Source organism: Erwinia sp. 2186, from assembly GCF_057812255.1.
The window spans coordinates 4,385,610-4,398,868 of sequence record NZ_CM173824.1 but is presented as its reverse complement, the minus strand read 5'-3'; the positions used below and the strand labels follow the sequence as shown (position 1 = coordinate 4,398,868).

Sequence of the window (13,259 nt, the reverse complement as noted above, 5' to 3'; positions counted from 1 at the left end):
GCAGCAATAACAGCATTTACCCGATGGCATTTGGCGATCGGCGGCAAAAGGAAATGACATGAATCTCCCCTCTGACAGCTTAATCGCTTTGACGATCGAAAAAATGCAGGCGCGCCTGGCGGAAAAATCCAGTGATGACGGCGTCTCGCAGCTGCGCAGCGGTTTGCTTTATCTCGGCAATGTGCAGGATGCTTATCCGCGCCAGCTGCTGCTTGATACGCGACTTTCACCGCTCGATAAAATGGCGTGGATGATGATCAGGCTGTACGCGCAGCAGAACCATGGCACAGTGTTCCCCAGCTATGACGAACTGCAGCTGCAGCTCGCTTCCCCGCACAAAGGCAAGGCATCGCGCGAGACAGTCAGCCGTGTGTTGCTGATGTTACGGCTTACCGGCTGGCTCAGTCTGTGCAAGCGCGTTCGTGACGATCAGGGCCGTGTGCGCGGCAATATCTATGCGCAACACGATGAACCGCTAACCTGCTGTGACGCCGAAATCATGGACCCGGCGTGGCTCGATACCGTCGCTGAAGCGTGCCGCAGCGGCAATAAAACCATCCAGCAAACCGCGTTGCAGGTGCTGGATGAAATCAAAAATGACCCGCAGATGCGCCACTGCAAAAGCCATATTAGCCAGATCGAAAGCCGCCTGGGCAAGCCACAAACGCCACAGGAAATGGCTGCAGCCAGGAAGCTCATCTCCCCGGATTCGGTTTCCGAACCGGGTATAAAAACACCGAGTTCGGAAGCCGAACCCAGTATGCCAGCTCATTCAAATTCACTGAGTTCGGTTTCCGAACCCTCGCTGATACCAAGGCTTCAGCCCGGAGTTCGGAATCCGAACGGTAACGTACGTTGTTTTACACAAGGTGTGAAAAAAAACACGTATACACCGGCTACGCCAACTTTGGAAATCATCCCAGAACGCTACCGCCAGCGTTTCAGCCATGAAGATCTCGCCATGCTTGAACACCGGCTGGCAGCGTTGCCCACAGAGCAGTCGCAGCAGCTGCTTCACCAACTTGGCCAGAATCTCGATGCCGGTTCAATCCAGAACCCAACCGGCTGGCTGCTGGCGATCATCAAAAAAGCGAGAACCGGCCAGTTCACTCACGTTGCTGATTCGCCCTCTGTCACCGCATCGGCTAAACCAGCACAACCTGAACCAATGATGAGAGCATCCCGCTCCGCCGCTGACATCGCCGGGATCGTGCAATCGATACGCCAACGCCTTAACAGCTGACGAGCCAGATAACTGGCAGTTGTGTGAATGGTTTTACGATAGATGTTGCCTTAACGCTCCTGAAAACTGGCGAAGCATCATCAATTATATGGAGTGGGAAATGGCTGAAGAAAAGAACGAAACCGATACGGCCAAAGCGGGCGCGTTACGCTCCTCTTTGACCATTGAACTGCACTCGCATTATGCGATTCGACTATGGGAAGGCCGCAAACGCCAACCTGATGACCTGCGTGAACGCGGCAGACCACAAATCCTCAGTATGCCGCGTGTGATTCAGCGCGCCGGTTTGATGAGCCGTGACGCTGAAGGTGATAATCCTTATGCAGATATGGCGCTGTTGAAGCTGGAGAACGCGCTGGATTTGGCGACCACAGAGATCCAGAAGTTAGTGGATGAGCTGGAAGCGACGCTTAAAGCTATCCCCGCGCGGATCTCATTGACGGATGTGTCGTCGGTGTCACCGCTCAATATTGGCGTCTTCAGCCGCACACCGCTGGGTTATCGCTGCGTCTGGCTGCTGGTAGGTTACGATCAGCTGGCAATGAAGGTGTTTCAGGCATCCCATTACGGCCTGATCAGCGGCAAAGAGCGCGATGAAATGCTCAGCAATGGCGGCCATCTGGTGCGCAAAGTGTATGGCGTGGCGCAGCACTATCGTTCGTTCGCCGTAACGCGCGCCGATCTGGAACAGAAGACGGTGATTGCCAGCGAAGCCGTCAAGTTGCTGGGTGACGTTGATCTGGAGGTGATGAAGGGGAAAATGCTCTCTACCTTTTCACCCAACCTGAAAAAGCTGGCGGAAAATAGTGAAGCTTCTGAATAACTTTCTGGCGCTTCAGCAAAGCCTTTTATGTCCTCAGCGATGCTGATAAGGTTAACAGGCTTCGATGTAGCACCCCGTGACTGCGGGATGGTTGGATGTCTTTTACGGGGACAGAAAATCATCAGTCCGGCAGGCAAATCACCGCACATCCGATTTGGTCTGTAAGGCGCACGCCCTCCGTGAAAACCGCGCCGGAGCTTCAACTCCCGGAGTAACGAATACACCACCGGTCTGCGTGCAGGCCCTGAGCGCTGGCAATTGCTGGCGCTTTTTTATTTTCATTCCCGCAAAACTACTTAATCGCTGACATCCGCTTTTAGCGGAAGGACACTGGAACGGCATTATTGTTGTTGTCTCAACAACCAGCCAATGTTTCAGCAGCCTGAGAGAGACGCTTACGCGGTTGCCATCTAAAACTTCATGACCTGAGAGAAGTGCTGCTTTTGCAGTGGTCGATCCGCTCAACCTCTTAATGCGGATGTCACCTGTGTGATGAGGTTCTTTGTACTGACCAGCCAGCGCGGCATAGCTATCCGCGCTTCCTGACGGAAAGCATTTATCCGTCAGGGATGAATGTTTCTCCGTCACTATTTCCCACTCCTGGAGTAAACATCATGACTGCTACCACTACCAACAACGCTGCAAACAACACCATCAACACTTCTACTAAAGCTGAATACTTCAATCTCAACATCAAGGGCCTGGGTTATCTTAGCAATATTCGCAGAATTGAAACCCTCACTGGCAGCTTCCTCAGCGTGGTGATTAATGCTCTGAGTGGCCCCACTGACAACCCTTGACCTGCCCCCAGGATTAGATACAACGCTCACTTAGTAATGTCGGATCCTTCACTATCAGAATTACCCTTTCTCCAGCCCGCCGCAAATTCAGACGGCGTCTGATAATTCAGTGTGGAGTGCGGGCGGCACTCGTTATAGTCCTGACGCCATTCACTGATGGTTTTCCTGGCATGACTGACGTCGCTGAACCAGTGTTCATTCAGGCATTCATCGCGAAAGCGCCCGTTAAAACTCTCAATAAATCCGTTCTGTGTCGGCTTGCCGGGCTGGATAAGCCGCAACTCCACGCCATGCTCAAAAGCCCATTGATCGAGCGCGCGGCAGGTAAACTCCGGGCCCTGATCGGTTCTTATCGTAGCCGGATAGCCGCGAAACAGCGCAATGCTGTCCAGAATACGCGTGACCTGCACGCCTGAAATCCCGAAGGCAACGGTGACCGTCAGGCACTCCTTCGTGAAGTCATCCACGCAGGTCAGGCACTTGATCCTGCGACCTGTGGCCAGCGCATCCATGACAAAATCCATCGACCAGGTCAGATTCGGCGCCGCCGGGCGGAGCAGCGGCAGACGTTCTGTTGCCAGCCCTTTACGACGACGTCTGCGTTTTACGCCGAGTCCACTCAGATGGTAGAGCCGGTATACTCGCTTGTGATTAACATGAAGCCCTTCGCGGCGCAGCAGCTGCCAGATGCGGCGGTAACCAAAACGCCTGCGCTCCAGTGCCAGTTCGGTGATGCGCCCGGATAAACGCGCATCCGATGCCGGACGCTGCGCTTCGTAACGGCAGGTCGACAGGGACAAACCTGTAAGCCTGCATGCACGACGTTGCGACAGACCGGTCGCATCACACATCAACACCACGGCTTCCCGCTTCTGGTCTGTCGTCAGTACTTTCGGCCCAGTGCCACCTGAAGCGCCTCCTTATCCAGCATGGCTTCGGCCAGCAGCTTCTTGAGTCGTGCGTTCTCTTCCTCAAGCGACTTCAGGCGCTTAACCTCGGGCACCTCCATGCCGCCATACTTTTTACGCCAGGTGTAAAACGTGGCATCGGAAATAGCATGCTTGCGGCAGAGCTCGCGGGCAGAAACTCCGGCTTCGGCCTCGCGGAGAATACTGATGATCTGTTCGTCGGAAAAACGCTTCTTCATGGGGATGTCCTCATGTGGCTTATGAAGACATTACTAACATCGGGGTGTACTAATCAACGGGGAGCAGGTCACCCTACCTATGTACGCTTTGATGCCACGGTCGCCGGTAAGGAAGCAACGGACCTTATAAGCCGCTGCCAGAAAGCCGTAGACGAGGACCAGAAAGTGCTGCTTGGGTTTACCCTCAGCAACCTGACGTCAGACATTTTCACGCTCAACAAAGGTGATCATGCAGGCGAACAGCGGGTTAGCTTGAAAGCCAGACTGATTAAGGTCGATTGGATAAAGATCGGCCAGCAGATGGTCTATAAGGTAGAAAAAATCGAAACGACTCCACCGAGCTATGCTGAAGAGCATCGCTCATATGCTAAAAATTCCTTTTAGCATAAACAAAACGCCGTGATATGTGTCACGGCGTTTTTCTTCAATGAGCAAACACTACTCTTCAGAAAATTTTAACTATGTAAGCAGTGAACTTGGTGTTATAAAACAAAAAATAAATTTCTTTTTCACAAGGACAGTAGAATGTCATTTAAACTTCGTCATTGCGTCATCCATGATTTGATTAAAGAGTCTGGGAAGCAGGCAGTTGAGACTAAAATTAAAACTAAAGTTCTCCCAAATAATGATATCTATGTTCAAACTTTGATTGAAGAGCTTTATGGCCTTATAGGGAAAAAGGAAAGCCAGGCTGCTCGTGGCACTTTTGATTCTAATATTGATGTTTATAAAGTACCTGCAGCTTTTAATAAATATTATGAAAGCAATTCAACTAGTGAAGATTTCATTTCCTTCTCCAAAACATGTATGAATGAGCTTTCCAAGCAAGCAAAAGACCCTCACAGAATAGCAGCGAGTGGTGGAGCTATTGTGTTCTCTCATTTTGAAGTTAAAGGTTCTAATTATTTTTTGGTAACAATGATAAAGCAAAAAGATGCTTTAGGTTTGAATGATGATTTAATACCAGTTAGAACTGTTGAAATTGATTTATCTAAAATTCATCAGGCAGCAAGAATAAATTATGATAGGTACTTCAACCATATAACATCTCAGGATGAAGATAAGCCTAATTACTTGGCCTTCGTAAGTCCCAAGTCAAACATTGATGCTTCTGGTTACTTTGTCTCGGCTTTAGGATGTTCGGATAGTTTGCCGCCTTCAAAAGCAACCGAATTAGCTTTAACGGGAGTAAGACAGTTTTTTGAAGCCAACGTTGATCTTAAGCCCTTTAAACAACCAGCCTATGAGGCTGTTTTCACTTACTTGAAGGAAAAAGCCAATGGGGAAACTGCGAGTATTAATGATATTGAACATGTCGTCCGTGGCATAGTCCCTCCAAAGCTTGGGGATGTTATTAACAATCTATCTGAATTTCTTAATAGTGACGATATCGGATTGCCTAATGAATTTGGCGTTAGCCAAGCTACGCTTACGAGGCGTTCCCGTGTTAGAACTAAGTCAGATGGCTGGGAATTGGTCTTCGAAAAAAGGGTATTAGGTACAAGAGATGGTGCCGATATTAGATATGTTAAAGCTGAAAATAAAATCATCATATCTAATCTAGATGATGACACTAAGGCCAAAATTGAAAAAGCCTTGGAAGAGAAAAATGGCTGATTTCAATGAGTTCAAGCTTTTAGTTAAACTTTACAGACTTCTTAACAGGCCTGATTTCGACAACAATCAGTGTACCTTTAATGGCATTTTAGCCCAGGATGCACATGCCATTTTGAATGAGATTTGGTCAAATGGTAGTTCATTATCAGAGTTTACATTGCTTAATGGTGATGATGAGATTAGCACGGCATTTGGGGATCCATGCCCTCAATACTCCAGCGATGTTGTTAAGCTAACAATTGTGTTTCCTTCAGGTGATTACACCTTCAAGAAAAATATATCATCTTATCTTCAAGGTGATAACCATTTAAATAAATCTGAAGCTTCTCATAATGTTTATTTATCAGAAGAAGATTATGACTTCTCAGAATCAGATGAAAATATTACTGGAGAGCTTAAGTCTGCTTTAGAATTAGCTAAATTAATCAATGGGTTGAAGTTGTTAAGCTCTTACTATTATGATGATAAGATATCTGGATGTCTAAATTTGGTTTTCATTGACTCAAATCCAGAGATAAAAGATACAAGTGCCCCAATAGTAATCACCCCGAGGATAACTAGTGAGCATTTAAAAAAACAACTTGATAGTGTTGGTGTTATTGACAGTATTATGTCCTCCGATGCAGACAGGTTGCACAAAGAAGAAAAATCTTCATTATTTAGGGTTTCAATCCTAGAACTTTTAAATATTGAACGAAACGGTGTGAATCCCTTTGATAAAATCGTAAACAATTGGGATGTTTTATTGAGTATTTACAGAGGGAACTTTGAAGCTTATCTAACTAAGTTTTCTTTCTTAAAGCAAAAGAAGGCTGCGTCAGAAAATTATATTGAATTGTCTTCGAAAATATCATCCTGTTTATCAGGGATATCAGGTAAGTTATTTGGCCTTCCTGTATCACTGGCTGTTCCCTTGGCTATACTCAAGTCAAAGGATTCTTTTGAATCCCTGCTTCTCTTGCTAGGGGTTTACGCTGCATCACTATTGATTTTTATAACAACACAAGAGCAAAGAAAAATAATAAATGCCATAAAGTCCTCTATTGATAGTACGTTTAGTTACTCTGAAGCAGATAATGGAAGCGATCTATCTAATTTAATAAGCAGTCAAAAACTAAAGCTTAAATCTCAAGCAAATAAACTAAAATTTTGGATGATTGTTTTTTCTTTTGTTGCTTGGCTTCCTAGTTTTATATCAACACAAATTTATTTCACAAAGTTCATTACTTTCGACAGAGTTGAAAGCATCTTAAGTTATTTGCACTCACTTATTTAGCTCATCTTGGAAAGGCAGTAATTTCAAGGTGCTTTAATTTAATAACCCACATTTCTACTTTTTCATTCATTCCTCTCACTTTAACCATCACTCTCCATTTATTTCCAGCTCATAGTTTCAAGGTAATTTAGGAGAGTCAATGAGGCGATATTTTGTCATCATAACCACAGTGCTACTAATGCCTTCAAGGTTTGTCATTGGGGCTGAGAGTGATAATTTGGACTTCACTAAAAGCACTGAAAAAATTTCGGAAGAAAATGTAGGTGGCTATTGGGAAATCAGCCAACAAGATTATCAGCGCTTTAAAGAGCTTAAAAGCGGTACAAGAGGAACCTTGTCTCCAAATTTAGATCCATTAAGCACATTGGGAATTGAAGCCCGCAACGACGCCGAGCGCCGTCACTACGCAGAACTTTGGGTAAAACAGGAGTACGAGCGCACCGAAAAAGAGCTCAAATTCCAGCGCGAAGTTGATGCTGCCTGGAAGCGCCTCATGCCTAACATGCTACCAGTTAATATGGGCAACGCCGCAGGTATCGCGCATGATTCCGGTGGCCGACTCGCGCTGTTCGTGCGCGAAGCAGATTGCCAGCGGTGCGATGCCCGACTCTCCGCTGTTCTTGCCGATAAACGTCCCGTTGATATCTATCTTGTCGATAGTGAAGGCAGCGATCAGAAACTCCGTAACTGGGCACAGCAGCACCGCATTCCCGCAGAGCAAGTTCGCGAGCGCCGGATCACCTTAAACCACGACGCAGGTCGCTGGATGCGCTACGGCAATGGCATTATGCCGGTCCTTCTTCAACAGGGGGAAAGCGGATGGCATATCGCAGCTTTCTGATAGCCGCTTTGTTGCTGAGCGCTACAAGCTCAATGGCATCAACCAGCATGCAGAGCGTGCCATCGGGTTATCAAAAAGTCGCTCTGCAGCATGGTGTTCCAGCCGAGTCACTTTACTCGCTGGCGTTGGCTGAATCATCGCGCAAACTGCCGCACGGCACGCGCCCGTGGCCCTGGACAATTAACGTCGCGGGCAAAGGCTACCGCTATGAAAGCAGGCAAGCAGCCTGGCTGGCGCTGAAGCAGTTTATGAAAAGCCATCCACTGAAGAGAATCGATGTCGGCATTGCACAGGTCAATCTCGGCTGGAATGGCCATCGCTTCAGCTCAACATGGGATGCATTTGATCCGTATACCAACCTGAACGCAGCGGCGAGCATTCTTCGCGAGTGCTGGGAACTCAGCCCCGGCAGTTGGTTGAAAGCCGCTGGCTGCTACCACCATCCGGCTGGCGGCAAACCTGCTGCACGCTATCGGCAGATTGTCAGCCAAAAGCTGGCTTCACTCACACCCAGTCAACCTCGTCCAATAGCAACACAGACACCCGCCAACCTCGCGAGCAACCAAACACCTTCAACCGAAATCATCTGGACAGAACCCCGGAGGCAACAATGAAAAAATTGATGCTGGCTGGCGTGATCGCCGCGCTGCCATTTCTCTCACATGCGGAACTCAACGTTATCGCGGATCTCGGCGGTCAATCGGCAGCGACGTTCTATGAAGGAATTAACGCTGAGCCTCAGCCGCAACAGCAATCAATCCAACCTGATTACAGTGAAGGTTCAGTGTTGCCAGTGGCAACACCTGAACTCACTCCCGGCATCATTGAGCCGCGCGCGTTGAAGCTGCCTGGAATTGGTGCGCTGTTTCTGGTTGGCGATGATGCTCAATCGCAGGAATGGCTATCACGTAACGCTGAACTGCTCAGCCGTCGTGGTGCAGTTGGGATGGTGGTCAACGTAAGCAGCTCGGTATCCTTGCAGCAGTTGCGCCAGATTGCGCCCGATCTGCAGCTCGCACCGGTATCAGGTAGCGATTTAGCGCGCCGCCTCAAGTTGGAACGTTATCCGGTGCTGATCACCGAACATTCACTGAGCCAGCAGGTTTCAGCCCAGTGATGGGATTTGCCGGATTGCATGGAATTCCCCACGCAGCGCTGATGCTCCTTCCTTTGTTCTTCATCCTTTTTCTGGCTCTGCTGCGCGCTTACTGGTATTGGCGCAATCTGCATCATCCCACGCGCAGCACGCCTGAATCCTGCCAAAAGTGAGTCACTGCTATGAGCGATCGCTATGTTATTGAAGCGCTACTGCGTCCCGCAGTTGAGTTTAACACCACGCTGGTAGCCGCTACCGCCAGCTACGTTTGCGTTGTAGCGCCCTGGGCTGTCGCGCTGTCGCCATCGGTGAGTTATGTCACCGCTACCGGCTTTGCGGTGCTGGCCGCCGTTCGAGCCCGTCAGGGATGCCAGGTGATCAGGTATCGCCGAAATCTGCGCCGCTTGCCGCGCTATGTGATGACCAGCCGCCAGGTGCCAGTAAGTCATCACCGGCTGTTCCTGGGCAAAGGTTTTCTGTGGCAGCAAAAACACACTCAGCGCCTGCTCGATACGCGTCGGCCAGAAGTCGAAAAGTATGTGCAGCCAGCAAGGATTTATCAGTATGCGCGCAGGTTAGAACGCGCGTGCGAGCATTCTCTGCCCTGGCTGTCATCGCTGATTTCAGCTGATACGCCGCTGAATCCGGTTCGTCCGTTGCCACCGGTTGGCGGTAATCCGGCGCTGCACGGCATCGAACCACATGAACGCGATGTATCAATGGATCTACGCGAGCGCGTTGGGCATACGTTAGTCGTTGGCACTACACGCGTTGGCAAAACACGGCTGGAAGAGTTGCTGGTTACGCAGGATATTCGGCGCGGCAATATCACCATTGTCTTCGACCCCAAAGGCGATGCCGATTTGCTAAAACGCATGTGGGCTGAAGCGCACCGCGCCGGTCGTCAGGATGACTTCCACGTTTTCCATCTTGGCTGGCCAGAGATCTCGGCTCGTTACAACGCGGTTGGCCGCTTCGGGCGTGTGTCGGAGGTGGCTTCGCGCATTGCTGGTCAATTAGGCGCTGAAGGTAACAGCGCCGCGTTTCGCGAGTTCGCCTGGCGATTCGTGAACATCGTGACGCGCGCACTGGTTGCACTTGGCCAGCGCCCCGACTACTCGCTTATCCTTCGCTATGTCACCAACATCGGCGAGCTCTATCAGCGCTACGTGGAACATCTCGTTGATAAGCATCTGCCGGAGCTGCGCAGCAAAATTGAGAATGGCAGCAATGTGCTGAAAGAGAAGGATTTGCCGCGAAATATGCAGGGGCAATCAAATGCCACGCGCATCTGGGCGATGGAGCTGGCGCTGAGTTCTGAAGCCGGTAAAAAGCTCTATGATCCCATTCTTGAAGGGCTGCGCTCTGCAGTGCGTTACGACCGAACCTATTTCGATAAAATCGTCGCGTCACTGCTGCCGCTACTGGAAAAACTCACCACCGGGAAAACGGCGGCGTTACTCTCGCCTGACTATGAAGACCTCGACGATCCGCGCCCGATTTTTGACTGGCAACAGGTGATCCGCCAGCGCGGCATCGTTTATGTCGGTCTGGATGCGCTCTCTGACAGTGAAGTCGGCGCTGCCGTTGGCAACAGCATGTTCGCTGATTTGGTCAGTATCGCGGGGCATATCTATAAGCACGGCATCAATGACGGCCTGCCTGAGAACGGCGACGGCAAGCTGCCGATCAGCCTTCACTGTGACGAGTTCAATGAACTGATGGGCGATGAGTTCATTCCTCTGATTAACAAAGGTGGCGGCGCGGGCATCGAGGTGACGGCGTACACCCAAACAATTTCTGACATCGAGGCACGCATTGGTAGCAGCGCCAAAGCTGCGCAGGTCACGGGCAACTTCAACACGCTGATCATGCTGCGCGTGCGCGAGAATCGCACCGCCGAGCTGCTTACCAGCCAGCTGCCTGAAGTGGATGTGTATTCTAAAACGCTGGTTTCTGGTTACACCGACATCACCAACCAGGAGCAAGGCACCGATTTCACCTCCAACACTCAGGATCGTGTGAGCATGGTGAAAACGCCGATGCTTACACCGGCTGACGTCATCAATCTGCCTAAAGGCCAGGCTTTCGCGCTGCTGGAAGGCGGCCAGCTGTGGAAGATTCGCATGCCGCTGCCCGCCGCTGGTAAAACCGATTTAATGCCGGAAAGCCTACAGAAGATCGCTGCTGAGATGCGCCGTAATTACCGTACCAGTGAAGCGTGGTGGTCTGGTGCAGCTGGCGCAGAACCGCCGGGAGGTGAATGATGCCACCACCAAACACATCGGCACCGCCAGCACGCGTGCAGCAGCCCAAAGAGCATGGCTTTCTGTTTAATCTGTTATGGGGATGGCCGTGGAAGCTGATCGGTATGCTGCTGGCATCGCTGTTTTTCAGCCTCGTTATGGAATACATCGGAATTGCTTTCTTCTGGCCGGAACAAGGTGCGGCGCATAGTCAGCAGGTTATGCAGATCGAGAGCGGCTATCTCTCCACTGAGTTCACTCGCAGCCTGTTGCTGTCTCAGCCCACGGTCACGGTCTCTGCCTGGGTAACACAGGTTTATCAGTGGCTGGTTGTGGATAGTGGTTTGCAGGGATGGATCGCGCAGCAAAATCAGGCAATGGAAAGCGGTGGTAATGCAGTTGCTGCTGGTTTAAGTGCCGGTAGCCGCTGGCTGTCATCGGCACTGCAGGAGTATTTACTGGCAACGGTTTATGTCGCGGTGGTGACGCTGATTCGTGTGACGATTTTGGTGCTATCGATACCGCTGTTTCTTATGGTAGTGCTGGTTGCGGTGGTTGATGGTCTGGGACGGCGAGATTTGCGGCGTTATGGTGCGGCTTATGAATCCAGTTTTGTTTATCACCATGCCAAACGCTTCGTTAAACCCGCGTTCTATGTGCCCTGCATGGTGTATCTGTCATGGCCATCGGCTGTGTACCCAAATTTGCTGTTACTGCCTGCCGCGCTGATGTTGGGAATGGCGCTGGCGGTGCTGACTGCTACATTCAAGAAGTATTTGTAAGCTGGACGACAGCGTACAAAGCTCGACTTTGTGCGCTGTCGTCAGCAGGCAAGCCGCAGTAGCGGCGCGGCAGAATTAAATCCAATTATGGAAATGTAGCCGACTTGAATGGCTGCTTTGAGCTGTGAGTTCAACGGGTCGACGCAACGCTATCCTTAAACAAGGGGGGACGTTGCCATGAAACGAAGAACGCGCATTTACTACACGCCAGAACAAAAAGCGATTATCTGGGACAGGTATAAGCAAGGTGATTCCCTGCATGATATCGCCAGAATGTTCGACAGATATCACTCTTCTGTTATGCCCACTATTCACCAAACTGGTGGTTATCGCCCTCCTGTCAGAAAGCGACACCAGCTGGCTCTTTCACTTGATGAAAGAGAGGAAATATCCAGGGGGCTGGTAGCAAAAAGTAGCATCAGGGACATCGCTGACAAATTATCAAGAGCCCCTTCAACTGTTAGCCGCGAGATCAAAAGGCATGGAGGTGCAAAACATTACCGAGCTGCAAAAGCTGATAAGGACGCGTGGGACAGTGCCCTGAGGCCAAAATCTTGCAAGCTAGTTGGATGCCCCGCATTGTGTAAAATCATTGCAGAGAAGATGTATCAGGACTGGTCGCCGGAACAAATCGCCGGTTGGCTTAAACGCTGTTATCCGGATAATCAGGAAATGCAGGTGTCACACGAAACGATTTATAAAACGCTTTTTATACAAACCCGGGGAGCTTTAAAAAAAGAGCTGCAGCAGTGCCTAAGAAGCGGAAGAGTAGTACGTAAATCCAGAACGACATCACTTAAAGGAAAGGGATTAGGCTCAATTCCGGATGCAATACCTATCAGCGAAAGGCCATCTGATGTTGCAGACAGATCCATACCAGGTCACTGGGAGGGAGACCTGATACAGGGCTCTAAAAACTCATATATTGTCACGATGGTAGAACGCCATTCCCGCTTTGTTATGCTTGCCAAAATCAGTGATAACAAGACAGCCACAGTCATATCCGCACTAATCAAACAAGCCCGGCAGCTGCCTGTTGAACTGTATAAAACATTAACCTGGGATCGAGGGGCGGAAATGACTAATCACACCCTTTTTACTGTAGCGACAGAAATTGAGGTCTATTTTTGTGATCCTCAATCTCCCTGGCAACGCGGCTCCAATGAAAATACGAACAGATTGCTTAGGCAGTATTTTCCAAAAGGAACTGACTTATCGGTTCACAGCCAGCAAAGACTAAACAGTGTTGCCAGGCAGCTCAACGAGAGGCCAAGAAAAACGCTAGACTATGAATCACCCGCAGAGCGTTTTAACCAATGTGTTGCATCCATCGGTTGAACTCACAGCGAACAGCGGACGTTCACAGTTAGCTGATGCATGTAAACTTT

13 protein-coding genes and 1 pseudogene are annotated in these 13,259 nt (G+C 49.8%); 12 read left to right on the top strand and 2 right to left on the bottom strand.

Annotation, left to right across the window (positions count from 1 at the left end; genetic code table 11):
• The first annotated feature begins 58 nt into the window (after positions 1-58).
• A complete protein-coding gene (locus ACXKZG_RS20595) occupies positions 59-1,243 on the top strand; it encodes an STY4528 family pathogenicity island replication protein (RefSeq protein WP_488875400.1) in 1,185 nt (394 codons plus the stop codon).
• Between the two features lie 100 nt (positions 1,244-1,343).
• Complete coding sequence (locus ACXKZG_RS20590; protein WP_488875399.1) at positions 1,344-2,066, top strand: PFL_4669 family integrating conjugative element protein; 723 nt, start codon at positions 1,344-1,346, stop codon at positions 2,064-2,066.
• A 138-nt stretch (positions 2,067-2,204) separates the two neighbouring features.
• Here ACXKZG_RS20590 and ACXKZG_RS20585 read toward each other — a convergent pair whose 3' ends face one another.
• A complete protein-coding gene (locus ACXKZG_RS20585) occupies positions 2,205-2,654 on the bottom strand; it encodes a hypothetical protein (RefSeq protein ID WP_488875398.1) in 450 nt (149 codons plus the stop codon).
• A gap of 26 nt (positions 2,655-2,680) precedes the next feature.
• On the opposite strand from ACXKZG_RS20585, the pseudogene ACXKZG_RS20580 reads away from it, so the two are divergent.
• Positions 2,681-2,863: pseudogene (locus tag ACXKZG_RS20580) on the top strand (DUF3577 domain-containing protein); the annotation flags it as partial.
• Positions 2,864-2,892: 29 nt separating this feature from the next.
• On the opposite strand, the gene ACXKZG_RS20575 reads toward ACXKZG_RS20580, so the two are convergent.
• Positions 2,893-4,013, bottom strand: a protein-coding gene (locus ACXKZG_RS20575; RefSeq protein WP_488875397.1) for an IS3 family transposase whose coding sequence is annotated in 2 segments (ribosomal slippage) — positions 2,893-3,755 and positions 3,755-4,013 — 1,122 coding nt in all. Because the reading frame shifts where the segments join, the coding sequence is not laid out codon by codon here.
• Between the two features lie 21 nt (positions 4,014-4,034).
• Here ACXKZG_RS20575 and ACXKZG_RS20570 point away from each other — a divergent pair.
• From ACXKZG_RS20570 to ACXKZG_RS20530, 9 genes are all read left to right on the top strand, one after another.
• Positions 4,035-4,397 carry a DUF3577 domain-containing protein gene (locus tag ACXKZG_RS20570; protein WP_488875396.1) on the top strand — a complete coding sequence of 121 codons (363 nt, stop codon included), beginning with the start codon at positions 4,035-4,037 and terminating at the stop codon, positions 4,395-4,397.
• 141 nt (positions 4,398-4,538) lie between these two features.
• Positions 4,539-5,630 carry a nucleoid-associated protein gene (locus tag ACXKZG_RS20565; RefSeq protein WP_488875395.1) on the top strand — a complete coding sequence of 364 codons (1,092 nt, stop codon included), beginning with the start codon at positions 4,539-4,541 and terminating at the stop codon, positions 5,628-5,630.
• Positions 5,623-6,906: a hypothetical protein gene (locus ACXKZG_RS20560; RefSeq protein WP_369789576.1), complete on the top strand. Its 1,284-nt coding sequence runs from the start codon at positions 5,623-5,625 to the stop codon at positions 6,904-6,906. Before ACXKZG_RS20565 ends, ACXKZG_RS20560 begins: the two co-directional genes overlap by 8 nt.
• 178 nt (positions 6,907-7,084) lie before the next feature.
• Positions 7,085-7,747 (top strand): TIGR03759 family integrating conjugative element protein, encoded by a 663-nt coding sequence (locus ACXKZG_RS20555; RefSeq protein WP_488876289.1) that lies wholly within the window; start codon positions 7,085-7,087, stop codon positions 7,745-7,747.
• Positions 7,726-8,361 (top strand): lysozyme family protein, encoded by a 636-nt coding sequence (locus ACXKZG_RS20550; protein ID WP_488875394.1) that lies wholly within the window; start codon positions 7,726-7,728, stop codon positions 8,359-8,361. Before ACXKZG_RS20555 ends, ACXKZG_RS20550 begins: the two co-directional genes overlap by 22 nt.
• Positions 8,358-8,864 (top strand): integrating conjugative element protein, encoded by a 507-nt coding sequence (locus ACXKZG_RS20545; protein ID WP_488875393.1) that lies wholly within the window; start codon positions 8,358-8,360, stop codon positions 8,862-8,864. The genes ACXKZG_RS20550 and ACXKZG_RS20545 overlap by 4 nt, the downstream gene beginning before the upstream one ends.
• Before the next feature lie 161 nt (positions 8,865-9,025).
• Positions 9,026-11,110 carry a type IV conjugative transfer system coupling protein TraD gene (gene traD / locus ACXKZG_RS20540; RefSeq protein ID WP_488875392.1) on the top strand — a complete coding sequence of 695 codons (2,085 nt, stop codon included), beginning with the start codon at positions 9,026-9,028 and terminating at the stop codon, positions 11,108-11,110.
• Positions 11,110-11,871 (top strand): TIGR03747 family integrating conjugative element membrane protein, encoded by a 762-nt coding sequence (locus tag ACXKZG_RS20535; protein WP_488876288.1) that lies wholly within the window; start codon positions 11,110-11,112, stop codon positions 11,869-11,871. The genes traD and ACXKZG_RS20535 overlap by 1 nt, the downstream gene beginning before the upstream one ends.
• 177 nt (positions 11,872-12,048) lie before the next feature.
• The gene (locus ACXKZG_RS20530; RefSeq protein WP_488875391.1) at positions 12,049-13,209 is read left to right on the top strand and encodes an IS30 family transposase; all 1,161 of its coding nucleotides are present in this window, start codon (positions 12,049-12,051) and stop codon (positions 13,207-13,209) included.
• The last annotated feature ends 50 nt before the right edge of the window (positions 13,210-13,259 follow it).